This is a genomic window from Paenarthrobacter nicotinovorans (genome assembly GCF_007670255.1).
In the GTDB taxonomy this organism is placed as follows: domain Bacteria; phylum Actinomycetota; class Actinomycetes; order Actinomycetales; family Micrococcaceae; genus Arthrobacter; species Arthrobacter nicotinovorans_B.
On record NZ_SZVS01000007.1, the window covers coordinates 39,997 to 66,288 of the forward strand.

26 protein-coding genes are annotated in these 26,292 nt (G+C 62.3%); 14 read left to right on the forward strand and 12 right to left on the reverse strand.

Going from position 1 to position 26,292, the window contains the following annotated elements; translation table 11 throughout:
* Nucleotides 1-23: 23 nt before the first annotated feature.
* Nucleotides 24-956: a DMT family transporter gene (locus FDP28_RS12120; RefSeq protein ID WP_144661696.1), complete on the reverse strand. Its 933-nt coding sequence runs from the start codon at nt 954-956 to the stop codon at nt 24-26.
* On the opposite strand from FDP28_RS12120, the gene FDP28_RS12125 reads away from it, so the two are divergent.
* Complete coding sequence (locus FDP28_RS12125) at nt 955-2,367, forward strand: aminotransferase-like domain-containing protein (RefSeq protein ID WP_144661697.1); 1,413 nt, start codon at nt 955-957, stop codon at nt 2,365-2,367. The two genes, FDP28_RS12120 and FDP28_RS12125, sit on opposite strands and share 2 nt — an antisense overlap.
* Here the strand turns inward: FDP28_RS12125 and FDP28_RS12130 are convergent.
* On the reverse strand, nt 2,364-3,104 hold the full coding sequence (locus FDP28_RS12130; protein ID WP_144661698.1) for a FadR/GntR family transcriptional regulator: 741 nt from the start codon (nt 3,102-3,104) through the stop codon (nt 2,364-2,366). The two genes, FDP28_RS12125 and FDP28_RS12130, sit on opposite strands and share 4 nt — an antisense overlap.
* 113 nt (nt 3,105-3,217) lie before the next feature.
* Here FDP28_RS12130 and FDP28_RS12135 point away from each other — a divergent pair, with 113 nt between their 5' ends.
* The 6 genes from FDP28_RS12135 to FDP28_RS12160 are packed head-to-tail and all read left to right on the forward strand — an operon-like array spanning nt 3,218 to nt 10,124.
* Nucleotides 3,218-4,474 carry an ABC transporter substrate-binding protein gene (locus tag FDP28_RS12135; protein ID WP_186313615.1) on the forward strand — a complete coding sequence of 419 codons (1,257 nt, stop codon included), beginning with the start codon at nt 3,218-3,220 and terminating at the stop codon, nt 4,472-4,474.
* 29 nt (nt 4,475-4,503) lie between these two features.
* Nucleotides 4,504-5,451, forward strand: coding sequence for a carbohydrate ABC transporter permease (locus FDP28_RS12140; protein WP_222120639.1), 948 nt, complete (start codon nt 4,504-4,506; stop codon nt 5,449-5,451).
* On the forward strand, nt 5,448-6,281 hold the full coding sequence (locus FDP28_RS12145) for a carbohydrate ABC transporter permease (protein ID WP_222120640.1): 834 nt from the start codon (nt 5,448-5,450) through the stop codon (nt 6,279-6,281). Before FDP28_RS12140 ends, FDP28_RS12145 begins: the two co-directional genes overlap by 4 nt.
* A gap of 10 nt (nt 6,282-6,291) precedes the next feature.
* Nucleotides 6,292-7,479, forward strand: a complete 1,188-nt coding sequence (locus FDP28_RS12150; protein ID WP_144661701.1) for a mandelate racemase/muconate lactonizing enzyme family protein — start codon at nt 6,292-6,294, stop codon at nt 7,477-7,479.
* Nucleotides 7,480-7,491: 12 nt separating this feature from the next.
* On the forward strand, nt 7,492-8,958 hold the full coding sequence (locus tag FDP28_RS12155) for an aldehyde dehydrogenase (NADP(+)) (protein WP_144661702.1): 1,467 nt from the start codon (nt 7,492-7,494) through the stop codon (nt 8,956-8,958).
* Nucleotides 8,955-10,124 (forward strand): fumarylacetoacetate hydrolase family protein, encoded by a 1,170-nt coding sequence (locus tag FDP28_RS12160; RefSeq protein ID WP_144661703.1) that lies wholly within the window; start codon nt 8,955-8,957, stop codon nt 10,122-10,124. The genes FDP28_RS12155 and FDP28_RS12160 overlap by 4 nt, the downstream gene beginning before the upstream one ends.
* Nucleotides 10,125-10,252: 128 nt before the next feature.
* Here the strand turns inward: FDP28_RS12160 and FDP28_RS12165 are convergent, their stop codons facing one another.
* Entirely contained in the window at nt 10,253-11,878 is a 1,626-nt protein-coding gene (locus FDP28_RS12165) for an MFS transporter (protein WP_144661704.1), read from the reverse strand.
* A gap of 291 nt (nt 11,879-12,169) precedes the next feature.
* Nucleotides 12,170-12,946 (reverse strand): putative protein N(5)-glutamine methyltransferase, encoded by a 777-nt coding sequence (locus FDP28_RS12170; RefSeq protein WP_144661705.1) that lies wholly within the window; start codon nt 12,944-12,946, stop codon nt 12,170-12,172.
* A gap of 239 nt (nt 12,947-13,185) precedes the next feature.
* Here FDP28_RS12170 and FDP28_RS12175 point away from each other — a divergent pair, with 239 nt between their 5' ends.
* Both FDP28_RS12175 and FDP28_RS12180 read left to right on the forward strand, forming a co-directional pair.
* Nucleotides 13,186-13,386: a hypothetical protein gene (locus tag FDP28_RS12175; RefSeq protein WP_144661706.1), complete on the forward strand. Its 201-nt coding sequence runs from the start codon at nt 13,186-13,188 to the stop codon at nt 13,384-13,386.
* Between the two features lie 50 nt (nt 13,387-13,436).
* Nucleotides 13,437-13,697, forward strand: coding sequence for a hypothetical protein (locus FDP28_RS12180; protein ID WP_144661707.1), 261 nt, complete (start codon nt 13,437-13,439; stop codon nt 13,695-13,697).
* Between the two features lie 59 nt (nt 13,698-13,756).
* On the opposite strand, the gene FDP28_RS12185 is transcribed toward FDP28_RS12180, so the two are convergent.
* Complete coding sequence (locus FDP28_RS12185; protein WP_144661708.1) at nt 13,757-16,351, reverse strand: ATP-dependent DNA ligase; 2,595 nt, start codon at nt 16,349-16,351, stop codon at nt 13,757-13,759.
* 38 nt (nt 16,352-16,389) lie between these two features.
* Here FDP28_RS12185 and ku point away from each other — a divergent pair, with 38 nt between their 5' ends.
* Nucleotides 16,390-17,256 (forward strand): non-homologous end joining protein Ku, encoded by an 867-nt coding sequence (ku, locus tag FDP28_RS12190; RefSeq protein WP_144661709.1) that lies wholly within the window; start codon nt 16,390-16,392, stop codon nt 17,254-17,256.
* A 46-nt stretch (nt 17,257-17,302) separates the two neighbouring features.
* Here ku and FDP28_RS12195 read toward each other — a convergent pair whose 3' ends face one another.
* From FDP28_RS12195 to FDP28_RS12210, 4 genes are read right to left on the reverse strand one after another with little or no spacing between them, the layout of a single operon-like run.
* Nucleotides 17,303-18,139 carry a carbohydrate ABC transporter permease gene (locus FDP28_RS12195; protein WP_144661710.1) on the reverse strand — a complete coding sequence of 279 codons (837 nt, stop codon included), beginning with the start codon at nt 18,137-18,139 and terminating at the stop codon, nt 17,303-17,305.
* Complete coding sequence (locus FDP28_RS12200) at nt 18,136-19,107, reverse strand: carbohydrate ABC transporter permease (RefSeq protein ID WP_144661711.1); 972 nt, start codon at nt 19,105-19,107, stop codon at nt 18,136-18,138. The genes FDP28_RS12195 and FDP28_RS12200 overlap by 4 nt, the downstream gene beginning before the upstream one ends.
* 6 nt (nt 19,108-19,113) lie before the next feature.
* The gene (locus FDP28_RS12205) at nt 19,114-20,412 is read right to left on the reverse strand and encodes an ABC transporter substrate-binding protein (protein WP_260842450.1); all 1,299 of its coding nucleotides are present in this window, start codon (nt 20,410-20,412) and stop codon (nt 19,114-19,116) included.
* A gap of 58 nt (nt 20,413-20,470) precedes the next feature.
* The gene (locus FDP28_RS12210; RefSeq protein WP_260842451.1) at nt 20,471-21,685 is read right to left on the reverse strand and encodes an aminotransferase class V-fold PLP-dependent enzyme; all 1,215 of its coding nucleotides are present in this window, start codon (nt 21,683-21,685) and stop codon (nt 20,471-20,473) included.
* A 246-nt stretch (nt 21,686-21,931) separates the two neighbouring features.
* Between FDP28_RS12210 and FDP28_RS12215 the strand changes: the two genes are divergently transcribed.
* Nucleotides 21,932-22,618 (forward strand): FadR/GntR family transcriptional regulator, encoded by a 687-nt coding sequence (locus FDP28_RS12215; RefSeq protein ID WP_144661712.1) that lies wholly within the window; start codon nt 21,932-21,934, stop codon nt 22,616-22,618.
* Nucleotides 22,619-22,629: 11 nt separating this feature from the next.
* On the opposite strand, the gene FDP28_RS12220 is transcribed toward FDP28_RS12215, so the two are convergent.
* Nucleotides 22,630-23,361, reverse strand: a complete 732-nt coding sequence (locus FDP28_RS12220; protein WP_260842452.1) for a DUF6766 family protein — start codon at nt 23,359-23,361, stop codon at nt 22,630-22,632.
* A gap of 2 nt (nt 23,362-23,363) precedes the next feature.
* Nucleotides 23,364-23,876 carry a DUF6328 family protein gene (locus FDP28_RS12225; protein ID WP_144661713.1) on the reverse strand — a complete coding sequence of 171 codons (513 nt, stop codon included), beginning with the start codon at nt 23,874-23,876 and terminating at the stop codon, nt 23,364-23,366.
* A gap of 110 nt (nt 23,877-23,986) precedes the next feature.
* Between FDP28_RS12225 and FDP28_RS12230 the strand changes: the two genes are divergently transcribed.
* Nucleotides 23,987-24,208, forward strand: coding sequence for a hypothetical protein (locus FDP28_RS12230; protein ID WP_144661714.1), 222 nt, complete (start codon nt 23,987-23,989; stop codon nt 24,206-24,208).
* An 84-nt stretch (nt 24,209-24,292) separates the two neighbouring features.
* Here the strand turns inward: FDP28_RS12230 and FDP28_RS20560 are convergent, their stop codons facing one another.
* Nucleotides 24,293-24,463 carry a hypothetical protein gene (locus FDP28_RS20560; RefSeq protein WP_186313616.1) on the reverse strand — a complete coding sequence of 57 codons (171 nt, stop codon included), beginning with the start codon at nt 24,461-24,463 and terminating at the stop codon, nt 24,293-24,295.
* A 308-nt stretch (nt 24,464-24,771) separates the two neighbouring features.
* Here FDP28_RS20560 and FDP28_RS12235 point away from each other — a divergent pair, with 308 nt between their 5' ends.
* Together FDP28_RS12235 and FDP28_RS12240 are read left to right on the forward strand one after the other, a co-directional pair.
* Complete coding sequence (locus tag FDP28_RS12235) at nt 24,772-25,251, forward strand: Dps family protein (protein WP_144661715.1); 480 nt, start codon at nt 24,772-24,774, stop codon at nt 25,249-25,251.
* A gap of 40 nt (nt 25,252-25,291) precedes the next feature.
* On the forward strand, nt 25,292-26,251 hold the full coding sequence (locus FDP28_RS12240; protein WP_144661716.1) for a DNA topoisomerase IB: 960 nt from the start codon (nt 25,292-25,294) through the stop codon (nt 26,249-26,251).
* The last annotated feature ends 41 nt before the right edge of the window (nt 26,252-26,292 follow it).

Below are 26,292 nucleotides of genomic sequence, written 5' to 3' on the forward strand. Positions count from 1 at the left end.
CTTTCTTCCTTTCGGGTTTCGCTTCAGGACGTCGACGGCGGGTTGAGCCGGACGCGGACGGCGGCGCCTGCGCAGAGGATCACGGCCAGCCCACCTACGACAGTGGTCCAGGTCATCGGCTCACCCAGCAGGAGTCCGGCCCAGGCGATGGTCATGACCGGCTGGACCAGTTGGATTTGGCTGACCTGCGCCATGGGTCCGATCGCAAGTCCGTGATACCAGGCAAAGAATCCCAGGAACATGCTCACCGCTCCGAGGTAGGCGAAGGACAACCATTGGACGGGAAATGCCTCGGGCAGCCCGGAAGCAAGCGCTGCCAGCGTCAGCACAATCATCACGGGAGAAGCGACCACCAAAGCCCAGGAGATGGTCTGCCAGGCGCCCAGCTCACGGGCCAGCAAGCCGCCTTCCGCGTAGCCGATGGCAGCTGCGAGCACGGCTCCGAGCAGCAGGAGATCAGCCCAGTGGAGCGATCCGAAACCGCCGGATTGGACCAGTGCGAAGACCAACGCGGCTGCGACGCCCACCGCGGTAAGGATCCAGAACAAGGGGCGGGGACGTTCCCGGCCACGGATCACCGCTATCGTCGCCGTGGCAGCTGGAAGTAGCGCGATCACGACGGCGCCATGGCTGGCGGACGTGCTGGTCAGTGCGAAGGTGGTCAGCAAAGGGAATCCCGCAACGATACCGCCCGCCACGACGGCCAGCCTGAACCACTGGACGCCGCGGGGAAAGCGCTGACGCGTCAACCCCAAGGCCAGGGCAGCGAGCACGGCAGCGACCACTGCCCGACCCGCGCCAATGAACAGGGGCGACATACCCTCCACAGCCACGCGCGTGAGCGGGACAGTGAAAGAAAAGGCAACGACACCAAGGAGGCCCCACCAGACGCCGCTGGACGTCCGCGCGGATACCACTGGCGTGGAAATTAGAGTAGCGCTACTATTGTGGCTCATGAACAACGATAGCAGTTCCCGGATCGTCGTGCGAGTGAAAGAGTGGATCGCCGGCGCTGCTCCCGGAGCAAAACTGCCATCCACCAGGCAACTCGTGGCCGAGTACCAAGCGAGTCCCGTCACAGTCCAGAAGGCGCTGCGGACCCTGACGGCGCAAGGGCTCATCGAGAGCCGACCAGGCGTGGGGACTTTTGTCCGCGCCTACCGGACCGCACGGCCCTCCGACTACGGCTGGCAGACCGCGGCCCTTCGTTCGGCCCAGGCTGCCCGGCCCCTCAACTCCGCCGCCATGCGCAGTGCCTCCAATGATGTCATCGCCTTCCACTCCGGTTATCCGGACCGCGAGCTCCTCCCGGAAAGGCTGGTCCGCGCAGCGCTGACGCGCGCAGCGCGGGGAGATGCTGCGTTATCGCGGCCGCCGGCGCAGGGCCTTCCGGAACTGCAATCCTGGTTCGCGCATGAACTCAGCGCCTCGACGCCGGTGGGCGTCACCCCGCCCCAGCCGAGCGACGTCGTCGTACTTCCCGGGAGCCAAAGCGGACTCAGCTCTATCTTCCGCGGACTGGTGGGACACGGCCAGCCGTTGCTGGTGGAGTCGCCAAGCTATTGGGGTGCGCTGCTGGCAGCGGGGCAGGCGGGCGTGAACGTCATCCCTGTCCCCAGCGGACCGGAGGGGCCGGACCCGGACGAGCTGGACAGGGCCTTCGAGGAATCCGGTGCCCGGCTGTTCTATGCCCAGCCCAACTTCGCGAATCCCACCGGGGCGCAATGGTCCGCGGAGCGGGGCGAGGAAGTGCTTCGCATTGTCCAACGGCACGGGGCATTCCTTGTGGAGGACGACTGGGCCCACGATTTCGGCATCACCTCGCCGTCGATTCCGCTTGCCGCCAAGGACGACTCGGGGCATGTGGTCTACATCCGCTCCTTGACCAAGAGCGTCTCGCCGTCCATCCGCGTTGCCGCGATCATCGCCCGCGGCCCTGCCCGCGAACGGATCATGGGTGCGCAAGCGGCGGAGTCGATGTACGTCAGCGGCCTGCTGCAGGCGGCGGCGCTCGACGTCGTCACGCAGCCCGGCTGGCAAACGCACCTCCGCGGACTCAGCCACCAGTTGCAGTCCCGACGCGACCTGCTCGTCACGAGCCTCCAGGAGTTCGTCCCGCAGGCGCACCTCAGCCACCTGCCCAAGGGCGGCTTGAACCTGTGGCTGCGGATGCCGGACGGGTTCGACGTCGACCGGCTCACCAAGGATTGCGAGGCGGCCGGAGTGCTGATCGCCGCGGGATCCGAGTGGTTTCCCGCGGAACCGGAGGGGCCCTACATCAGGCTCAACTACGCCGGGCCGAACCCGGGCCGCTTCCCCGATGGCGCGCGGATCATCGGTGAGGCTGTCGCGGCCCAACTGGCCTAGCGGGCGGTGGCTTCCGGGTCCAAGGCCGGCATGCCGGTGGGTGTTTCAAACTCTGGTTCGCCGTGGCTCAGGTCCACATCCGACTCACGGATGGCGTACCGCATGGCGGCTTCAGCGGCCAACGGGTCGCCCTGCTCGACGGCGTCCAGTACCCGTTTGTGGTCCGGTAGCGGGTCCAGCCAGTGGCCTCCGGGGTGGTGCTGAATGCGGTTTCGGGCGTTCAGGGCATGCACGACCACCACATCGAGCCGCATCATCAATTCATTGTGCGTGGCCCTCAGCAGATTCAGGTGAAAGTCCTGGTCCGCTGCCGCCAGCCTTTCGACGTCCCGACCTGCGGCCTCGAACTCAGCGAATGATTTCTTGAGGGCTTCCAAATCCTCGGGCTGGCGGAATTGGGCGGCAAGTTTGGCCGCTGCGGGTTCTATGACATCGCGTAACTGCGACAGTTCAGACAGGAGTCGGTCATCGTCCCGGCGCGCGGAGCGCCGCCACATCATCACGTCGCTGTCCAGCAGCTTCCACACTTTGCGGTCGTTGACAATGGTCCCCCGGCGGGGCCAGGAGTCGATGAGGCCTTTTTCGCGGATGACCCGCAACGCCTCCCGCATGGCGGTTTTGCTCACTCCGAATTCCGGCTCCAGTGCGTCGACATCGATGCGCGTGCCGGGCGGGTAGTCGCCACGGACGATGCGTAGGCCGAGCATGTCCACGAGCTCAGAGTGCAGGTTGGTCATAGCCGTACCCTACCCTTTGAACCTGACTATTGCCTTTATACCTATTATTAGTAATAATCCTATCTATGTGAGTCATGCCTCACTCCCATCAAGACGTGCACGAAGGAGTAGCAATGTCATTTCGATCCCCTCGCAGAGCCCGGGCTGTCTCTGTCCTCGCTGCAGTAGCTATCGGTGCCGGCGTTCTGGCCGGGTGTTCGTCCTCCCCGGAGAAAAGCTCTTCGCCGCAGCCGGCAACCATCACGTTTGCCGCTTCCACGTTGGGAGACCCCGGACGGGGGCCCGGCCTCCAAAAGCTGATCGATGAGTACAACGCGAGCCAGAAAACCGTCACGGTCCAGCCGGCCTCCGTTCCTTATCCCACTTTCGGCCAGACAGTCCTGACCCAGATGGGTGGTGGCGAAGGGCCCGACCTGGTGCGTTTCGATATGCCGGAGTTCTCGACGGCGGCATCCTCCGCCCTGCTGGAACCGCTGGATGACAAGATCGACGCCTCGAAACTGAAGCTCATTGAGGGGCCGGACAAGTACCTGAGCGTCGACGGTCACCGGTATGGAGTGATCTTTGAGAACGCCAACTACGGGATGTTCTACAATAAGGACCTCATTCCCCAGGCCCCCACGACGTTCGACGAGTTCGTGCAGGCAGCCAAGACCACCACAAACGGCGACACCTACGGGCTTGCGTTCCGCCAGACCCAGGCTGAAGAAGCGGGTGTCTGGCAAGACATCTTCAACTACGTCCTCGGATTTGGAGGTGACTGGTCAGACGGCAAGAAGCTGACCATTGATTCGCCGAAGGTCGTAGAAGGTCTGGAAGCCTACAAGAAGCTCTACGACGCCAATGTGATTCCCAAGGGCGCAGATGCCGCCACCTTCCGGAAGATGTTTGCCAACGGAAAAGTTGGCATGGAACTCAACAACGGCGGGTATGTGACTGCAACCAAGTCAGCCAATCCGGCCTTGAACTTCAGCGTTGCCCGGATTCCGTTCCCTGAGAAGAAGCAGGGCGCACTCCTGGCGCCGATCGTAATCAACGCGAACAGCAAACACAAAGATGCCGCCCTCGATTTCATCCAATGGCTCTTGAAGCCTGAACAGCAGGTAAAGCTGCAGGAGGTGCTGGGTGCCAGCAGTGTCGCAACCCCCACGGAGCGCAGTGCTGAGAGTTTGCAGAAGTACCCGTTCCTTCCGGAGCTGGACAAGCTGACGGATTCCGGTGTGCCCCAGATTGTGAACGGTTTCGGTCCGCACACGGCTGACATCCGCCACATCGTTGTCACGGAGGTACTGTCCTCGCTTCAAGGCCAGCAGGACATGAAGACCGCCATGGAGAAGGCACAGAAACAGGCCGAGGAGTTGGTCAGGTAATGAGCGGCCAAAAAGGGGGACCGCGTCTCTTGACGCGGTCCCCGGGGTCCGGGAACAGGACAGGCTCCGCCTCGTCGTCGCCCCGCAAACGGAAGAGCGCAGTAGGCAGTCCGTGGACTCCCTACCTGTTCCTTGCCCCCGCAGTTCTCTACATCGGTATCTTCCAGCTGTACCCTCTCTTGCAGGAAGTCTGGCTGAGTTTCACCAAGACCACGTTGCTGAATCCGAACGTGAATGTGTGGGTTGGCTTCGCGAACTTCCAGTCGGTCCTTAGTGACTCTGATTTCCGGCAGACACTGCTAACTACCCTCCTGTACGTCGCCGCATGCGTGGTTGGGTCGGTTGGCCTCGGCTTGATGGTGGCCCTCCTTCTCAATGGCAAGTTCCCCGGCCGGGGAGTGGCCCGCTCCTTGGTCACTGTTCCGTGGGCGGCGCCCGGCATTGCCGTGGCGCTTATCGCCACCTGGATGTTCAATCCGCAGTTCGGCATCCTCACCCGCTTACTGAAGGCGGTGGGGGTAGACCCCGGCCAAAACGGCGTGCTTGACAATCCGCGCCTGGCCTTGGCGGCGGTCCTCATGACCACCATCTGGCAGTTGGTGCCCTTCGTCGCAGTGGTCCTGCTGTCCGCGCTGCAAAGCGTTCCACAGGAACTCGTGGAAGCGGCACAGGTTGACGGGGCGGGGCGGTGGACAATCTTCCAGGTTGTCACCTGGCAGGTGCTCAAACCGACGATTGGCTTGGTCGCCGTCCTGATGACCATCTGGTCCCTGCGTCGATTTGAGCTCATCTGGCTGATGACCCGCGGTGGACCCCTGGGATCCACCCGTACGCTCGTCATCGATCTGTACTCACAAGCCTTCGAGTCGAAACAACTGGGAACAGCGGCAGCAATAGGCATGGTGGGCATCGTCATCTCGCTCATCGTCATCATCGGTAGTCGACTGGTCGCCCGTGCGGCTGCGAAGGAGGCATGATGCACCGCCTGAAGTTTGGCGTGACGGCACGCATGGTTGCAGTTCTGATTGTCCTGGGCCTGGCAGTCTTCCCCATCTACTGGATGTTCGTCACAGCGCTGACGCCGGATAAAGAGCTCTTCGGATCGTCGATAAACCTGCTCCCGGACTTCTCGCGGCTCAGCGTCTTCGGGGATGCTTTGGCTGATGGCAAGGTTCTCGGTTGGCTGGGCAACAGCTTTATTGTCGCTGCCGGTACAACAGTGCTGTCCATAGTCCTCGGAGTGCCCCTGGGGTATGCGCTGTCCAGATTCGCTTTCCGCGGCAAGGCCGTCGTCGGACTGGCGCTGCTTTTCACCCAGATGCTTCCTGAAGCACTTTTGGTGGTTCCGTTGTTCGCGGTGTTCCGTAGGTTTGACCTCCTGAACTCGCTGCACGGACTGATCCTCGCCGACACAGCGTTTACCCTGCCCGTGGTGGCGCTGATTCTCAAAGGCGCCATCGACGGCGTTCCCCGTGAGCTCGATGAGGCTGCCCGGGTTGATGGTGGCAACCCACCCACGGTCTTGGCGCGCATCATTTTGCCGTTGATCGCCCCCGCCATTGCGGCCGCCGCCGTGATTGCGTTCTTCAGCGCATGGAATGAGTACGTCTTCGCGGTCACGTTTGTCTTTGACAAGTCGTTGCAACCGGCATCCGTGGGTGTGGCTGGCTTTATCGGCGAGCAGGACACTTCGATCCAGAGCATTATGGCGGTCGGTTTGCTGTTTACGCTGCCGGCAGTAGCTTTCTACCTCTTTGCACAACGTTACGTCGTCAGCGGAATGACCGCCGGCGCGGTTAAGGGATAACGACTCACACATGAAAATAATCAACCTCGACACCGTGGTGGTCGATTTCTATCGAACAAACCTCGTCTTTGTCAGGCTCACTACGGACGAAGGAATCACTGGGGTGGCCGAAGCTACCCTTGAGGGCCAGGAGCATGCCGTCATTGGTGCTGTGGCAGTGCTTGCCGACGCCGTGCGAGGAAAAGACCCAACCCGGATCACCGAGACCATCTACGAGGTCAACCGGGATGCCTACTGGCGTGGAGGACCTGTCTCGATGACGGCACTGAGCGCCCTGGAAATGGCCATGTGGGACGTTTCCTCAAGGGCTTTGGGGGTGCCGGTCCACCGAATGCTGGGCGGGCAGGTCCGCGACAGGGTCCGCGCCTACGCCAATGGATGGTTCTCCGGAGCACGTACTCCTGAGGATTTCGCCGACGCTGCCGTGCAAACAATTGCCCAGGGTTTCCGCGGATTGAAATGGGATCCGTTCGAGGCGGCCGACCTCACGCTGGCCCCGAGGGACCTGTCCCGGATGTTGGAGCCCGTGGCCGCCGTGCGGGAGGCCGTGGGGGATGACATCGAATTGTTCATCGAAGGACATGGCCGTTTCGATGTTCCGACGGCGATCAGGGTGGCCCGCGAACTGGAACAGTTCCAGCCGGTCTTTTTCGAGGAACCGTGTCCGCCCGACGGGATTGATTCTCTGGTGGAAATCCGCTCGAAATCGCCCGTGGCGATCGCAGCCGGTGAGCGCTGGATCGGCAGGAGTACGTTCGTGCCCGCCCTGGCCAGGAACGCCGTCGACTATGTGCAGCCCGACGTGACCCATGCTGGCGGCTTGCTTGAATTGTCCTTCATTGCCACGCTGGCCGCCTCGCATTACATCCCGTTTGCGCCGCACAACCCCAGCGGGCCGCTGAGCACCGCAGCCACCCTCCAGCTCGGGGCCATGATTCCGAACTTCCGATACCTCGAGATCATGGCCACGGATGTGCCGTGGCGCAGCGAAATTTCCAACGAGCGCCTGACCCTGACCGAAGACGGCGACATCCTGATTCCGGAGGGCCCGGGTTTGGGAATCGAACTGGACTTCGACGCGATTGCCGAGCACCCGTACACGCCGCATCCCATGCGCATCTTCACTGATGCTGTGGCCGACATCCGTCCTCCTGACGCGCGATCGTTCTTCAACCTGGAGAGCACCCCGGTCCGCTAGAAAGGTCAAAAGATGATCACTTCCCTCGAGGAAACAGAGAACACGATAGCTGCCGCCAACCAAGCCTATGCGCGGGCAAAGGACGTAGCTCCTTCCATGCGTGCCTCATGGTTGACGGCAATCGCAGGCGCTTTGGAAGCCCGCTCTGACGAGCTCGTAGCGCTGGCCAGCGAAGAGACCCACCTGGATGAAGGACGGCTCTCCTTTGAACTCAGGAGATCCGTATTCCAGCTGCGCTTGTTCGCAGAGGAAGTGCTTCGGGGTGAGCACCTCGACGCCACCATCGATCACGCTGACCCCGCGTGGGGCATGGGTCCGCGACCCGATATCCGCCGATATTCTGTCCCCCTGGGGGTCGTCGGGGTCTTTGGCGCCTCGAACTTCCCGTTTGCCTTCAGCGTCATGGGTGGAGACAGCGCGTCCGCCCTTGCCGCCGGATGTGCAGTTGTCCACAAGATCCATGAAGGCCACTTGCAGCTCGCCTTACGCACCGGTGCCATCGTGGAGGAAGCCCTGGACTCGGCGGGTGCGCCTCGGGGCCTGTTCGCCACGATCGTGGGCCGGGCTGCTGCGGAACGGCTCGTTGACCACCCACTGGTGCGGGCCATCGGCTTCACCGGGTCCACGAGCGGTGGCAGGGCACTCCATGACAGGGCCTCCCTTCGCCCAACCCCCATCCCGTTTTTCGGGGAACTGGGCAGCATCAACCCCGTGTTCGTTACGGAACAGGCCTGGAACCGGCGCCACCGGGAGATCCTGACCGGCTTCGCGTCGTCGTTCACGATGGGAATGGGCCAATTCTGCACCAAGCCAGGGCTGCTGTTCATCCCACGCGACGACGTGGATGTACAGCGGATCCTCAAAGAGGAGATCTCCGGCAAGCCAAGGCGACCGCTGCTGAGCAAGAAGCTGCGCGAGGGCTTCGACCATGCACTGGAATCAGTGCGCTCGACGCCGGGCGTGGACGTCTTGGTTGCCGGCGACGACGCAGAGGAGCCCCAGCCTACGGTCCTGGTCACGACGTCGGACGACGTGCGGGCAAGGCCGGCCATCCTGGAGCAGGAAATGTTCGGCCCAGCCGCCGTCGTAGTTCAATATCGGCCGGGTGAGGACCTGTCGTCGCTGGCGCGGCTCATGGAGGGACAACTGACCGCGACACTGCACGCAGAGCCTGAAGAGGATGTCTCGATCCTTTTGGCTGATCTGCGCGAGCGTTGCGGCCGCTTGCTCTGGAATGCGTGGCCCACAGGCGTGACAGTCACCTATGCCCAGCACCACGGCGGGCCCTACCCCGCCACCACCGCAACAACCACATCTGTCGGAACGGCGGCGGTCGGCAGGTTCATGCGGCCTGTCGCCTATGACTCCTTTCCGCCGTCCCAACTGCCGGACCCGCTGCAGGACCACAATCCTTGGCGGATACGACGCCGGGTGGATGGAATGTGGGAATCATCAGTTATGGACGGGGAAACCGAATGAACGCGCTGTCACCAAACGTCCTGCCGGCGGACGGAACCGATGCAGTACTCGTAGGACGGATGTGGGATCCGATCAGCCAGGGACCGCGGGTTGTTGCGGTCCGCGGGGACATGCTGGTCGATCTGACCCAGGCCTTCCACACAGTTTCCGGACTCCTGGACAACGACAACGCCGCTGAACTGGTCCGGCAAACGGCAGACAGTGCCCTCGGGTGGAAACTGGCCGACGTGCTCCACAATCAGACAGCCGGTGACCGGCGCGTCCCGCATCTGCTGGCACCAATCGATTTGCAGGTGATCAAAGCCTGTGGAGTCACCTTTGTGGAGAGCATGGTGGAACGGGTCATCGAGGAAAGGTGTGGAGGGGATGTCAACCGGGCGGCCGAAGTCCGGGAACGTGTCAACAGCGCCCTTGAGGGTGGTTTGGCGTCTCTTCGCCCCGGGTCGAAGCAAGCACAGGACGCCAAGAAGGTCCTCTCAGCCCAAGGCATGTGGTCCCAGTATTTGGAAGTGGGACTGGGACCGGATCCGGAGGTGTTTACCAAGGCGCCGGTGTTGTCGGCTGTGGGTCACGGATCAGGTGTGGGGATTCCGGGATTTTCATCCTGGAACAACCCGGAGCCGGAGCTGGTGCTCATCGCGGATTCATCTGGACAGGTTAAGGGTGCGACTCTTGGCAATGACGTGAACCTGAGGGATGTCGAAGGGCGCAGCGCGCTCCTGTTGGGCATGGCCAAAGACAACAACGCATCCTGCGCCGTGGGTCCGTTCATCCGGTTGTTCCACGGTGATTTCACTCTGGATTCCTTGAGGACAGAGGAGATACGCCTTACGGTGGAGGGTCCTGAGGGCTACACGCTGGAGGGCCAGAATAGTCTGGCACACATCAGCCGTCCATTTGAAGAACTCATTGGGGCAACATACGGACGGCACCACCAGTATCCGGACGGTTTTGCGCTTTTTACCGGCACATTGTTCGCGCCCACCCAGGACCGTGACGCGGAGGGGCTGGGCTTCACCCACAAAACCGGTGATGTGGTGACCATCAGCAGCGCACAGCTTGGAACTCTGGTCAACCATGTGCGGAATACAGAAGAGATGGAGCCGTGGACCTTTGGCATCAGGGAACTCCTTAGGTACCTCGCCACTGTCGAAAAGTCTGCTTAAACGCCCGTAGCCACCAGCACCAAGGAGAGCGCCTTGGGGCTGGTGGCTACAGTGGGCGGCGGATTGCCGCGGACTATCCGTGTCGCTTGGGTAAGCGTCGCTGTGCAGAAGTTGCAGGCAAACGGTTCCTACGCGGGGGTCATGTCCTTCTTGCCTGAGCCGAACACGGCATCATCGATGGGCTGGCCGTCGAACGGCATCTCGTCCAGGTTGATGAGCGGGTTGGTGTCCTGCGTCTCCACGAGTTCGCGGGCTTCGGCCTGCGTGTCCACGCTGGGCATGGAGCCCGGCAGCGGGCGCTGGGCCGATTCACGCAGGAAGTAGATGGCGATAGCACCCACGATGGACGTCGCCATCAGGTAGTACGCGGGCATCATGTCATTGCCCGTGCCCTCAATGAGGCCCTGCACGATGAATGGGGTGGTTCCACCGAAGATCGCCACGGAGAAGTTGTAGGCAATGCCCATTCCACCGTAGCGGCTGGAGGTCGGGAACAGCGCGGGAAGGGCCGATGCCAGGTTGGCGATGTAGAACGTCACGGGGAAGGCGATGAGTGCCAGTCCGGCCAAAGTGGACCAGATGTCCCCGATGCCGATCAGCATGAACGCCGGAACCGCGAAGACGATGGTGCTGCCCGCGCCGATCCAGAGTACGGGACGGCGGCCGATGCGGTCCGAAAGCTTGCCCGTCAGCGGGATGCACACGGCCATGATCACCAGGACCGGGATGGTCAGCAGGGTGCCGTGCACGGGGTCGTAACCTTTGGAATCCGTGAGGTACGTAGGCATGTAGGAGGTCAGCGCGTAGCCGACAGTGTTGGCGGCGGCAGCCAGGATCATGGCCAGCACAATCTGGCGCCAGTAAGCCTTGATGATGCCGACCGGACCCTTGGCGACAGCGGCATCATGGGATGCCGCGTCCTTGGCGGTTGCTTCCTGCGCGTCCAGGGCGGCCTGGAATTGGGGAGATTCCTCGATCTTGCTACGGAAGTACACGGCGATAAGGCCCAGGGGACCGGCGATCAGGAACGGAAGCCTCCAGCCCCATTCCTCCATGGCGGCCTGTCCGAGCGTGAGCTGCAGGATGGAGACCAGGGCGGCACCCAAGGCGAAGCCAATGTAGCTGCCCATATCAAGGAAGCTCGCGAAGTAGCCACGGCGCTTGTCCGGCGCGTACTCGCTCACGAAGGTTGTGGCACCGGCGTACTCACCACCGGTGGAGAAGCCCTGGACGAGCTTCAGGATCACCAGCAATGCGGCGGCCCAGATGCCGATCTGCGCATAGCCGGGAAGAAGTCCGACGGCGAACGTACTTGCCGCCATCAGCATCAGTGTTGCGGCGAGCACCTTCTGGCGGCCCACCTTGTCGCCGAGCCAACCGAACACGACGCCGCCGAGGGGGCGTGCGATGAAGGTCGCGGCGAAAGTGCCCAGGAGGAAGAGTGTCTGGACCGACTTGTCCGCCTCGGGCAGGAAGACGGGACCCATGGTGGTGATGAGGTAGCCGAAGACACCGACGTCGTACCATTCCATGGTGTTGCCGACGATGGTTCCGCCGAGTGCTTTGCGCAGCATCGGCTTGTCCACCACGTTGACGTCCGATTCCTTCAACCGGCGCTTCGGGCGGAGCTTTGCCTTCTTTGCAGCGTTCTTTATTGCGTTGGTGGCGGCCGGGGTGTGGCCTGCCGATGCTGTGTTTCCGGCGGCGTTCCTTGCGCCATCCGGAGAGACGGTGTTGCTTTGGTCTGTGGGCATTTGGGCTTCTCCTAGGGAGGTCATTTGCTTGCGACTTCTGCTGCCCCGCTCTGGGCAGGGTTTCAATTTTACGCGAATTGGGCCTTAAACCCGAGTTGAGATCCGATTTTTGGCCCTCTCAGGGGTGCAAATTGCCTAGGTGTGTTGCATCTCATTACCGGCTTTTGCCCTGCAAGGACGCGGATGTCGGGCAGTTTTTGCCCCGCGAAGCACGTTGTTACCAAATTGTTTAGCTATGCCCACGTAACGGGCCCAATCCCGGCCCTGAAAGTGACGAATCCAGTACGGCCCTCAGTGACCGCCTACCACCAGTGTGGCATCGAGATCCGGGTCCGTCACCACGTCCACAGTCAGCCCGGCCCGTGCCAGGAGCCCCGCCGTCGCCGTGGCCTGTTGCCGGGAAGTTTCCATCAGAAGCAGCCCGCCCGGCGTCAACCACGGAGGTGCCCCCAGCGCGACGCGACCCTGGACACCCAAGCCGTCAGTGCCGCCGTCGAGCGCTCCCACCGGCTCGTGCAGCCGCGCTTCCGGCGGCATCAGGCTGATGGAATCCGTGGGGACGTACGGTGCATTGACCAGGAGCACATCAACCCGTCCGAGCAGCCGGCGGGGGAGCGGCTCGAAGAGATCGCCCAGGTACGCAGTGCCCCCACGAGGCCCCAGGTTCCGTTGCGCGCACGCAACCGCGGCGGGGTCGATGTCGGCCGCGTGGAGTTCGCACCCGCCCAGAAGATCGTAAAGTGCGGCACCCATGGCGCCGGAGCCGCAGCAGAGGTCGACGACGACGGCACCCGTTTTGGCGGTTAACGCCGCCTGTCGCACCAAGAACTCCGTGCGACGCCGCGGCACGAAGACGCCCGGGGCAACGGCCATGCGGGTCCCGCAGAAGTCCACCCACCCGAGGATGTGTTCCAGCGGCAGACCGCCCACCCTCAGGGCTACCATGCGGTCCAGTTCGTCCGGATGGGTGGCGGCGTCGATCAGGAGCCGGGCCTCGTCCTCGGCGAAAACGCAGCCGGCATCGCGAAGGGCGGCGACGATCAACCTGCTCCGGCTCACGAGAGCCATGCTAACGGAGGGGTTCACAAATGTGCAGGATGATGGTTAGGGTATGACGCATGGGAACACTGATTTTTGAGTAGACCGGCCGTGCTCTTTGATTTGAGCATGCAGCTGCGTTTCAGATGACAAAAATCCACGCCTGTTGAGGCTTGCCTCCACGCCGTTCCCGTTGTCGACGCCCTTTCTTGAACCAAACGCCACGGGATACGTGTCTCTTCAGGACTCACACACTTTTAGGAGTCCATATGACTGCCAACCCTTCAGACGACAACAAGCAGCCCGCCTCCGGCGGCATCAAGTCCAAGCTCACTGACGCCCAGCGGGCAATGCTCGCCAGGAAGTCGGGCGGCGGCGCTCCGGCCGGCTGGCAAAGCACCGGCAAGGGGCACAAGCCCACCGCTGCCAGCGGCAAGATGGCAAAGACCGAGAAGAAGGTCCGCTGGTAACTCCGGCGGACAGGCCCATAGGAAAACAGGCGCACTGGAAAGGAAGAACCATGACTGCGAATCACAACGCTGAGGGCATCGATCCTGAGGTTGCAAGCCACTTGGTGGAGTCCATGGACATGGCACCGATGCCCGAGACAACAGGCATGCCCCTGGCTTTGGGAACGGACCAAGGCAATCAATGGCCGGACGGCAACGGCAAACGCCGGCACCCGAAGGACCGCGATCAAGCCCACGGCCGCATGGGCCAAGGCGCGGCGGTAACGGCGATCCACCGGACCAGCCGACCGCAGATGCCGCACTCGTCCTAACCCGTCACGCGCAACCCAACCGATCACCCCGCCAGCCCAACTGGGGGACAGTTAACGCACTACTGAGGCCTCGTAGGAGCGTTATCTGTCCCCTGGTTGGGCTGGCTGACGTCGGAAGGGGACTTGTCCGGGCGCCAACCCCGCCACACCGGATGACGCAGCCTGCCAGGACCAGTCCAGTTACCGAAAGTCACCTCGGCCACCAGCTCGGGTCGGACCCAGCGCGCACCCGCGGCATCCTCCCTCGGAATGTCCTTAAAAGGTGAAGGGTCCACCGCCAGCGGTTCCAGCCGGTCCATGATCTCCCGCAGCTGCCAGTCCTTAAACCCCGTGCCTACCCTGCCTACATAGTGCAAGGCATCGCCGTCGGGAATGCCCAGGAGCAACGCCCCGAAAGTCCCGCTCCGGGCCCCGGCTCCCGGGCGCCAACCGCCCACCACCACTTCCTGGCTTTGCTCCAGCTTGAGCTTGATCCACGACCCGCTGCGACGACCCACGGTGTAACGGCTGTCGGCCTTCTTGGCCATGACCCCCTCCAAGCCCAGATCGGCAGCGCTGGTCATGAGGTCCTCGACGTCGTGGTCCAGCACCGCTGACACATGGAGCGGGCATCCACCGGGCAAGCGCTCCGCGAACGCATCCAGCCGCTTGCGCCGCTCAAGCAAAGGCAGCCCGCTCACGTCCGTGCCGGCGTCGTACAACAGATCAAAGAGCATCAGCTGTACCGGAACCGAGGCCCGCGCCCGCTCTATGTCGGCGGCCTTGACCAGGTTCATGCGCAGCTGAAGACGGCCGAAGTCCGGCCTGGATCCCTTGCCCAAGGCGACGATTTCGCCGTCGGCCACAAAATCACCTTCGGGCCAGCAGGCGCGGTCGGTGAGCTCGGGGTAGGTGGCCGTGAGGTCGTTCCCGTTGCGGCTCATCAGCCGGATCCGTCCCTCGGTTCCGGTGATGATGGCCCGGATTCCATCCCACTTGAGTTCGTACAACCAGTTGCCGCCGCGGAGATCGGCAGTTGTTCCGGAGGTAGCGAGCATGGGGGCGTAATCGCGCATGGGTTGCGGCTCCGGTTCACGCGGCTTGGCGGCAGGCTTGGCGGCAGGCTTGGTGGCAGGCTTGGCAGCAGGCGTGGCTTTGGCGCTCCGCTTGCCGCCCGGTTGCTCCTTCATCAGGTGAATCAGCCAACGGTCCCCTGTATTGATCAGCGCCAGTCGTTTGGTGCCCCCGAGGCCACCTCCAGGCTCACCTGTGAGCGTCGCGATGACCTCCTTGTCATCGCGCCACTTCTCGCACGTGAACTCCCCGCGGTCCCAAATGGTCATGGTTCCTGCCCCGTACTCGCCCTTGGGAATCACCCCCGCAAAGGTGGCGTACTCCATGGGGTGGTCCTCCGTGTGGACGGCCAGGTTGTTCCGGTCCGGCGTCTCCGGGACTCCACGCGGCAGCGCCCAGGATGCCAGGACCCCGTTGTGTTCCAGCCGCAGGTCCAGGTGGTACCGGCGTGCATGATGCTCCTGGATCACGAAGATGCCACCGGGCGGTGCCGGGTCGCCGGGTTTGGGCTGCCCGGCTGACGTTCCGCTGGACACCGCTGTGGAAGCGGCCGACGACGACGGGAACGGCTCCGGGGTTTTCTCCGGATCGCGCATCCCGACGTACTTGGCGAGACGGTTCTCGACCGTCACCACGCGCTCGCGGGCGCCGGCCGACGGGCCGGGAGTACCGCCGTCGTCGTTCCCGTCCTCGGTGTGGGGCGGCAGGTGCCGTTCCGATATGGGGGCGAAGTGGTCCTCGCCCGTGCTGACCCGCTCCATCACTTCCGTGTAGTCAAGGTGGTCCAGGTCAGGGTCCTCGAGTTCCTCCCATGTCCGGGGTGCCGCGACCGTTGGGTGGGCCTTGCCGCGGAGGGAGTAGGGCACGATGGTGGTTTTATTGCCGCTGTTCTGGCTCCAGTCCACCAGCACTTTGCCCTTACGCAGGGACTTCTTCATGTCGCTGACCACGAGATCGGGGTGGTCCGTTTCCAGCGCCCGCGCGAGCTCGTGGGCGAAAGCGGAGACTTGCTCGGACTTCAGGGTGCCGTCCAGCCCCGTGTACAGATGGATACCTTTGCTCCCGCTGGTAACAGGGACGGGCTCCATCCCCATGTCCTGCAGGATGGAACGGGCCAGCATGGCAACTTCCACGCACTCGGGGAGGCCTGCGCCGGGACCGGGATCGAGGTCCAACACAAAGCGGTCCGGCCTCAACGGCGTCCCGGACGCGTCCACCTGCCACTGCGGTACGTGGATCTCCAGGGAAGCGATCTGTGCCATCCACGTGAGGGTAGCCAGGTTGTTCACCATGGGATAGACATTGGTGTGGTCCGAATGCTGGATGGCAGCCCGCGGAATCCACCTGGGCGCGGAGTCCTCCAGGTTCTTCTGGAAGAACACCTGCCCCGGGTGCTCGACAGTCCCCACGCCGTTGACCCAGCGCTTGCGCGTCACGGGTCTGTTGGCCGCAGCCGGGATGAGGAAAGGGGCCACAGTGGCGTAGTACTCAAGCACCTCAGCCTTGGTGGTGCCGGTCTCCGGGTAGATGATTTTGCCCAGATTGGTGAGCGTGAGTTCGTGGCCTTCCACGTTCACGCGCTCCTGCTGCTTGCCTGCCACCTCTTCTCCTCCGCTGGGTTGTGCTGTTGACTGGGTGTATGAGGGCTATATGGAAGGGATCTATCGCGTTCGGTCTGGTCAACGTACCAGTGAAGCTCTACAGTGCCACGGAGGATCACGACATTGGCCTGCACCAAGTCCACAATAAGGACGGCGGGCGCATCAGGTACCAGCGAAAATGCGAAATTTGCGGCGAAGTTGTTGCTTACGAGGATATTGACAAGGCCTACGAGGAAGAAGGCCGCACGGTGGTCCTCACAGCCGCCGAGTTGAAGTCCCTGCCTGAGGAAAACAGCCGCGAAATCGAGGTGGTGGAGTTCATTCCCGCCGAGCAGCTGGACCCCATCATGTACGAGCGCAGCTACTTCCTGGAACCGGATTCCAAATCGCCCAAGGCCTACATGCTGCTGCGGCAGACGCTGGAGGACACGGACAGGATCGCGATCGTCCAATACGCGCTGCGGCAAAAAACCCGGCTGGGTGCGCTGCGCGTGCGCGGTGACGTGTTGCTGCTGCAGGCCCTCCTGTGGGGTGATGAAGTCCGCGAGGCCAAGTTCCCGTCCCTGGAAACGGACATCAAGATCTCGGACAAGGAACTGGAAATGTCGTCCGCCCTGGTCGAATCCATGGCCCATGATTTCGACCCCGATGAATACACGGACGACTACCAGGCCCAGTTGAGGACACTTATCGAAGCCAAGCTGGAAAAGGGCGAGGCGCTCGATACCGAGGCCACCTTCGGCAACGTCGAGGGCGAAGGCGAGGGCGGCGACGTCATCGACCTCATGGAGGCACTGAAGCGAAGCCTGGACAAGAAGCGCGGCAAGGAAAAAGCGTCCGACGACGACGCTGCCGCCAGCAAAGCCGACAGCAAGCCAAAGGCGCGGGCCAAGAAAAAGGCGTGAACCGCCGTCGGGCGCCTTGAGGGACGCCCGACGGTCGGCGCTCGCGTCAGCCCTTTACTGAACCCGCGGTCAGTCCCTGGACGATGAACTTGCTGGCAAACGCGAAGATCACCAGCGTGGGTACCACAGTCAAAACCGCGGCAGCGGACATCGAACCCCAGTCAATGTTGAAGCTGGAGATAAAGCCGGCCAACGCCGTCGGGATGGTCTTGTTGCTGTCGCTGTTCATCAGGGTCACCGACAGGAACAGCTCGTTCCAGCAGTTCACGAAGTTGAACACAAAACTCGCCGCGATACCGGGCAACATCACCGGCACGATCACCCTGAAGAGCGCACCCAGCCTGGAGCAACCGTCGATCATGGCGGCCTCTTCCAAGGCATCAGGGACGTTCTCGAAGAAACCGCGCAGCATGATGGTGCAGAACGGGATGCAGATTGCGATGTAGATCAGGATCAGTCCTGTCTTGGAATCCACCAAGCCGAAGTCGGTCATCATCAGGTACAGCGGCCCCAAGGCGATGAACCCCGGGATCATCTGCGTGATGAGGAAAGCACCCAGCACGGCCCCTCGACCGGAGAACTGGAACCGTGCCAGGACGTAGGCGGACAGCAGTGAGATGAGCGTCGCCACCGACGCGGCAACCAGCGCCACCACCAGGCTGTTGAGCATGTACTGGCCGAAATCGGACTTGGTGAAAAGCCCGACGTAGTTATCCAACGACAACTGCCGCGGCCAGTAATCCAAGGGCAGCGAGTAGATGGCACCCGGCTCCTTGAGGGACGTCACCACGATCCAGTACAGCGGAAAGACAGTGACGATCAGGCAAAGGCCAAGGAAAACCACCTTCGAAATGCGGCCCATGAGCGTCGGAGTGTTGATCATCGGTCTGCCTTTCGGAAGCGGACGGCCATGAGGTAGAAGGCTGCAAAAAGCATGAGGGTGACCATGACGATCAATCCCAGGGCGGACGCCTTGCCGTAGTCGCCTTCCTGCGTAATTTTGATCATGTACGTGGTGATGATGTGCGTTTGGTCTGCCGGACCTCCGCCTGTCATCGCGAAGATGATGTCCGGGAAGTTGAAGATCCAAATCACCCGCAACAGGATGGTCAACGCCAGCGTGGTGGAGATGCTCGGCAGCGTGATGCTGAAGAACGTCCGAACCTTGCCCGCACCATCCAAAGCGGCGGCCTCGTACATCTCGTCCGACACCGATTGCAGGGCGGCGAGGATCATGATGGCGAAAAACGTCACCCCGTACCAGATGTTGGCGATGATGATCGCGGTCATGGCGAAGCCGGGATCCGACAACCACGGAATGGGCGAGCTGATGACTCCCGCCTTCATGAGGAGGTCGTTCACCACGCCGAATTCCGCGTTGAACATCCACCGGAACAGCATGCCGATGAGGAAGCCGGACACCGCCCAGGGGAAGAAGATCATGGCCTGGTACGCCCCGCGCATCCGGAACCGCCGCTTCAGGAACAGCGCCACGGCGAACCCGATGACTACCTGCGGGACCAGCGATCCGACAACCCACACCAAGGTATTGCGTACGATCGTGCCGAACTCGGGAGCATCGAACAGGCTCTGGAAGTTCCCGAACCCAATCCATGAGGTATCGGAAAGATCATTCAGGTTCCAGTTACGGAACGCCATCTGGCTGCCGGCGATCATGGGGTAGTACGTGAAGATCCCCACGAACACCGCTGCCGGTGCCAGGAAGGCCAACAGCGTCAACGCTGTCCGGCCATTGAACCGTCTTTTGGACGAGCTGCCCCTGCCCGGCTCCGGCCGCGCGGCTTTCCGCCCCGATGGGGGCGGTGCGGCCTGCTTGACGTCGAGAGTCACCGGAGGTTACCCCTTCATCTTTTCAGTCCAGTAGCTGTCCCAGCTGGACAGCAGCTCGGTCGTGGACATCTGGCCCGTGAGGACCCGCTGAAGTTCACCGTCGGACTTCTTGATCCACTCCGTCCACCAGGAAACGCTGCGCGGCTGGATCGCGGAGACGTACGTGTCCGGGTTCTCCGTCATCTTGACGTAGGCAGCCCAAGGGCCGGTGCTGTAGAAGGGGTCCTGGGCCGCGGACTTCAGGGTGGGGACCAAGCTGTTGTCCTTGCTGAACGTGGTGGCAGCGTCACCCTGCGCCAAGTACTTGATGAGCTTGACGGCCTGGGGCTTGGCCTTTGAAGATTCCGCGATACCCCAGCCAGCCGAAGCGACGGGCTGGATGGCCTTGCCGCCCGGACCCACCAGGAGCGGGGCGACGTTCCACTGATCCTGCTTGATGGCCTGCGACTCTTTGACCGTGGCAATCACTTCCGGGTCCTGCAGCAGGAAAGCCGTGGAGCCGTTGCTGAAGCCCTGGACCATCTCGGGGTAACCCCACGCCACGGATGAGGGCGGCGAGCCCTTCTTGAACAGGTCAATGTAGAGATCCATGGCCTGCTGGGCCTTGGGGGAGGAGAAGATGGTCTTGCCGTTGCTCAGCTTGAAGGCGTTCTCGCGGTCGATCTCGTCAGCCACGTAGGCCTCGATGATCGCTACGGCGTTGGAGTTGGCGTTGGTGCCTCCACGGAACGCGTAGCCGAACTTGTTCTCGGACGGCTTGTTGAGGGCCTCGGCCTGCTTCGCCATCTCCTCCCAGCTGCCCGGAGGACCGTCGAAGCCGGCCTGCTTGACCAGGTCCGAACGGTAGAAGAGGGAAAGGCCGTAGAAACCGTAGGGGATGTAGTAGGTCTTGCCGTTCTGCTTGGAATACTTGACCGCGTTTTCGGTCAGGTTGTTCCATCCGTCCCAGCCATCAAGGTCCTTGGTCATGTCGTAGAGCCAGTTGTTCGCGCCGAAGGAACCAACTGTGATGTCGCGTGCCTCCACCACATCCACGCCCTTGCCGGACTGGAGCATCTGCTGGATTTTCTGGTCCGCCTGGTCGGTGGGCGGTGAAATCAGCTCCACCTTGATGTCCGGGTTGGCCTGCTCGAAGCCCGAGATGAGCTTCTTCAAGGTCTCCGTTCGGGCGGGGTTGGTGAGACTTTCCACCATCTTCAAGGTGACTTTGCCATCGGCCGCCTGCTGCTGGCCGCCTCCACACCCGGCAAGTGCAAGAACTGCCGCCAGGCCTGCTGCCGCAGACGCCATAATTCTGGATTTCACGTGGGTCCTCCGTTGATTGGTTGAGTGTTTGCACCGGCTGAGCGGGTGCGGGTGGGGTCTAGAGGGATCGGGCGAGCCGGACAAGTTCCGGAACCGCCTTCTCCGCGAATATTTCGTAGTCCTTGGGGGAGTTGTACAGGTGGGCGGAAAGCCGCAGGTAGCCCTGTCCGTTGAAAGTGGTGATGGCTGTTTCGATGTCCAGATGCTCGGAAATGTAGCCGCGCACGGTGTGGGAATCCTCGTGGGTAGTGGCGAGTCCGTCCGGCAGGCGGATGAGGCGCAGCGGCCCTACCGGCATGCCGACGTCGACCGCCGCATTCCGACCTGTGGCGTTGGTGAACGCCTCGCCGATCAGTGACTGGCCGTAGTCGCAGAGCTCCTTGGCGTAGTTCCGGAAGGTGCCCCAGCCGTATCGCTCTTCGATGGTGTCGAAGGCTGTTCCGGCTGCCATCCAGGAGGTCACATCCTGGGTCCCGACGTGGTCGAAGTTTTCCGGAAAGGTGTAGGGAAAGCCCCAGGAATCGATCAACGGTTGCAGCGACTCTGCCTGCGGTCCCCGTGCCACCAGGGCTGCCGTTCCGCGGGGCGCGCAGGCAAACTTGTGGAGATTGCCTACCCAGAAACCCTCAAAATCGGGAACCGGAAACTCCAGCACGCCCGGAGCGTGGGCTGCGTCCACCAACACGGGCACCCCGAGGACGGAAGCCGCGCGGGCAATGTCTTCGACAGGGAAGGCCCGGGCAGTAGCCGAGGTGATCTGGTCCACCACGATCAGTGCTGTGCGGGGAGTCACCTCGGCCATCACCAAGTCACAAGCAGTCTCTGCGTCCGCTTCGAGGGGGATTTCCGCAATCCGGACGTGGCCGCCACATCTGCGGGCTATCCGTTCTGCGCCCTGCAGCACCGCGCCATAGGCATGGTTGGTGGTCACGATCTCCGCACCGGGAGCGAAGTCCAGCGAGTTGTACACCGTGCTCACCCCGGCGCTGGCGTTGTGTACCAGGGCAAGGTGCTGCGGATCGACACTGAGGAAAGCTGCGACCTTCCTTCGCGCCGTGGCCACCAGCTCGAACTGGTTCATGAACCACGGGCAGGGGTTCAGGTCCATGAGTTCCTTGAGTTTGAGCTGCTCCGCCTGGGCGGCGCGGGGAACGGAGCCATAGGAGCCGTGGTTGAGGTGGACTTTGGACGGTGTGAGGCTCCAGTCGGCCATGGCGGGTTGGCCCTCGGGGGTCAACATCGGGCGGGGGACTGTGAGGGGTGCTGGGATCACGGCGTCCTTCGTCAGGAGGAATGGGACAACGCTCTGTAAGTTACATCACAGCTGGGGCGTAGACAACGGACAATCCAAAATAGTCATAAGATGACTTAAGCTACTTCGTGGCGATTTCGCGGCAATACTGGCCTTCCATGGATAAGACATACGATGTCTTGATGAGGAGGCATGACAATGTGTCCACACCGATGCCCGGGCGGTCCGGTGCGGTAGCGTGATACCGGGATGTGAAGGAGGGGACGCATGGGTGCTGTTGAAACGGCAATGCAGGGCCTGAGGAACAAAATCGCTTCGGGGGAACTCGCTGCAGGCCAGAAGTGTCCTCCCGAGGCTGAGCTGTCAGCCCAGCTGGGTGTCTCAAGGAGTTCCTTGAGGGAAGCTGTGCGGGCGATGTCGGCGCTAGGCGTCATGGAGTCCAGGCACGGTTCCGGAACCTATATCTCGTCCTTGGAGCCGACGGTGATCCTCCAGAATTTCGCCCTGCTGGTGGATCTGCTGCCACTGGACGGGTTGCTGGAACTCTTCGAAATCCGCAGGCTCATGGAATCCCATGCCGCTGCTGCTGCAGCCGCCAACGCCACGCCGGAAGTCCTCGCAAAATTGACGGCGCTCGTGGAGGGGATGGAGGCCACCGACAGCCCCAGTGAGTACTCCGAACTCGACTCTCAGTTCCACGAGGAAATCTGCCGGGCGAGCGGGAATTCGACGCTCAACGCACTGGTCAGGCTTTTCCGCTCGCGCGGCGGGCACTTCCATATTTTCGACGGCGAGGACGGTGCGGCCGTGCGCGAGGACAGCACCGCCGGCCACAGCGCAATCGTGGCTGCGATCGCGCGGCGGGATCCGACCATGGCGGCTACGGCGACGGCCGCCCACATTGCCCAGACCGAGATCTGGCTCAAAAAGCTCAGGCCGGAACCCCGGCTTTAAAGCTGTGGCTTCTAGGAGCCCGTTTCATAATGCGGCTCGGCCACGGGTTTGGACTCAGGTGATCCCCGCTCCCGCAAGTAGACGGATGCCCCCACAAGCACTCCGACGGCCAGGAATTCGCTCTGCCAGTTCTGGAAGGACTCGAACCAGAACTGGCTTGAGGCCATGTACTCCCACGTGGAGACCTGCGACAGGCCGTGGCTGAGTTGTTCCTCGTTGTAGGCCGCCGTACCCCCGAGGGCGTGAAGGGTGAAGGAGGCCAGGAACAAGAGCGCCAGCAGCCCTGAAAGTGAGTGTTCGTAGACCTTCAGGACCCAGCCGCCCCGCCTGACCGGCCACGGCGTTTTGGCCGTTGGCTTGGCATCACGGGGGTCCTCGTCCTGGGGAGCCTTCTTGCCCATGGGCTTGGACTCCGAGGAACCCTTCTGGAAAAGGAAGACAGTGAGGACCACGTACATGGCCATCTGGAGGAACTCGGACTCCCAGTTCTCGAAGACAGCCTCCACGAAGTGGCCGGTGCCCAGGTATTCAAAGATGCCGACAGGGGCTCCACCGTGGGTTTGTTGTTCCTCGCTGTAGTTCGCGGCTCCTGAGAGAATCATGCCGCCGAAGAAGACGGCGAACAGGCCGAGGTTTGCCAATAACAGGCCGTGGTTCTTTACCCACTGGCGTACGGGGCCGCGTCGGCCCAGCTGGCCGTGGTTCCCCTTGGAGGCTTCGCGGCTTTGGACAGATCCTGGCATGTTCACTCCTCCTTGGCGTTTCCGTTGCCGTTCATGCCGCGGTGGTAAAGCCACAGGGGCATTCCAACCACCAGCAGCAGCAGCATCAGGACTATGAAGCCGCCGGCCACGATGCCGGCAGTCCTCCCGGCCGTGAAGTCGAAGACAAGGGTCGCGGAGCCAACTATCAACACCGCGACACCTCCCAGCGCCCACTTGGTGACTGCGTCAGCGCTGGAAACGAGGGTTGCCTTAAGTCCGCGGCGGAAGAGCCTTCGGTGCACGCTGACGGGGATGACGATGAGCACGGTGGTAAGGGCTGCCACCATGACGTTGAAGAGGTACAGGCCCCGTTGCCAATCGTCCAGTTCTCCGAAGCGCGATTGGAAGGGAAGCGTCAGCAGGAATCCGCCCAGAATCTGGACGCCGGTTTGGAGGACCCGCAATTCCTGGATGAGTTCCATCCAGTTGCGGTCCATGCGTTCTTCCGTGGATTCATTCCTGCCGATCCTTGGAACTTGTTCCTGCTCTGCCATTCTTGTGCCTCCGCAGCAATTGGTGGACGCCGGGGGTGTGCCGGACTACGGTCGGACTGTCAGCATTCCTCGAACTTTTCGGGGCCTCAAGCGGATTCCAAGGAGGACAAATGAGTCATGACGAGCACCGGGTCGACCCGGACAGCGAGCCCGGCGGCTACGGTACGCCGACACCCGAGCAGGAGCTCCCAGGCAGTGGCAGCGGAGCCGAAACCCCCGAGCGTCCCGCGCAAGGCGTTCCCGACGTGCCAGGCGACGACTTTCCCACACCCAAGGATCCGGATGCCGCTCCACCTGCCGCGGCGACAGGGCAGGAGTCCGGCGAAGGCTAGGTGCGCCAGAGGGCCGTCTCCGCGTCCGGCTGATGAACGCGGGGAACAGCCCTCGTTGACCTGTTGGAAGTCCTCGGATGCGCTCTAAACCGTATGACCCCGACGGTTCGACATGAAGCTCAGCAGCCAGCCAATGGCCGCGATAACGAGGAGGACAACGCCTACCCACAGCAACCAGCTCAGGGCCTGCGAGAATCCGCCCACAAGAAGAAGAACAATTGCCACTACACCAGCAATGATCAGAAGCGTATTCATGGTCAGCACATTCCTTTCCGGGGAATCTTTGATGAATCCGGGATTCCCGATTATGCATTCCGGTTTACTTCGATGTGGTTATGCCGGTACCAGGAGGCCTTTCCGCAGCCTCGAAGTGCCTTTACTGTTACCAGCCAACGGCTTCATCGGTGGATGAAGTTCGCCGGTCGTGAACAGTAACACTTCTCATTGTACTACTAAGCACCCTTATGAAAGGCTTATCGCAGTCGTCACCAGATGATTGGGCAGTTGCCGCAGAGGTTTTGCGGCACGTTTTTGGCTCACATGAACGTCCATGAGAGGAACACATGAAAGCGTCACAGCAGCTTGCAGACAACCTTCAAATCGTCCTGACCGACCTCATCGAGCTGCAGCTCCAAGGGAAGCAGGCACACTGGAACATCGTGGGACCGAACTTCCGCGATCTCCACCTTCAGCTGGACGAGCTCGTTCTGGCAACGCGGCAGTTCGCCGATGACACCGCCGAACGCATGCGTGCCCTCCACGCCCTCCCCGACGGACGCAGTGCCACCATCGCCAAGGGAACCCGCCTTGAGGAATTCCCGGCCGGTCTGGTGACCACCAAGAATGCCGTCAAGCTGGTCACCGATCGTGTGGAGCGCGCCGTTCAGACCATGCGCGACGTTCACGACGAGGTTGACGAGGAAGATCCGACGACGGCGGACCTGCTGCACGCGTTTATCGCCCGCCTTGAGCAGCTGGTCTGGATGATCAATGCCGAGATCATGAACGCCGGCGCTGCCGTGACGGACCCGGACGAGGCCTGAGCAAGAAGCCCTACGGCCCAGCAAAGACAAGGCCCAGACCGTGCCACGGCTGAAGAGAAGTGACCTTTCCAAGCCCGGCATCGTCCGCCGAAAGGTTGGAACGGGGTTCAGCTACCGCCATCCCGACGGGAGTTTGGTCAGCAAAGAGGATCGCCAGCGCATCAACGCGCTGGCGATCCCGCCTGCGTGGACCGACGTATGGATTAGCCCCTACGAGCACGGGCACATCCTGGCCACCGGCGTTGATGGTGCCGGGCGCGGCCAGTACATCTACCACCCCCGCTGGCGGGAACGGAAGGACGCAGAGAAGTTCATCCGGGCTGCCACCCTGGGCTTGGTCCTGCCAACAGTCCGCCGCAACGTGACGGTCCACCTTCAGGATGAGACCGACCCGAAGCAGCAGACGTTGGCAGCAGCGGTCCGGCTCATGGACCTGGGAGCGCTCCGCGTTGGATCCGAGGTCTACATGAAGCAAAACGGCTCTTATGGTCTGACGACGCTTCGATGCCGGCATGCCAGGGTGGTAGGGCCGGACGTCTTCCTGAAGTTCCCTGGCAAAAGCGGACATCTGTGGGACACGTCCATCCACGATCCCGCTCTCGCGGCCTTTCTCGAACCATTGGCGGAGCGCCCAGGGAAGGAGCGGCTGCTTGCCTACCAGGACAACGGAACCTGGGTTAACGTCGACGGGTCCATGATCAATGAATACCTCCGGGGCATTGCCGGAGAGGCATACTCTTCCAAGGATTTCCGGACGTGGAAAGGCACTGCCGCCGCCGCGCTGTGCCTCATCAAATCCGGCCACAAGGGAACTCCCCGCCAGGCCATCACCAGGGCCATCAAGGAAGCGTCGGAGCTTCTGGGCAACACTCCGTCAGTGGCCCGCTCTTCGTACGTGGATCCCCGGATCATCGAGGCGTACCTTTCGGAAGAACTGAAGGACGTGAAGCCCACCGAGGCATCGGTCGCAGCATTCTTGAATGGCGAAACCTCCACCTAAGCAAGACAAGAAGCCGCCCTGTGATTTTATGAGTACACTCG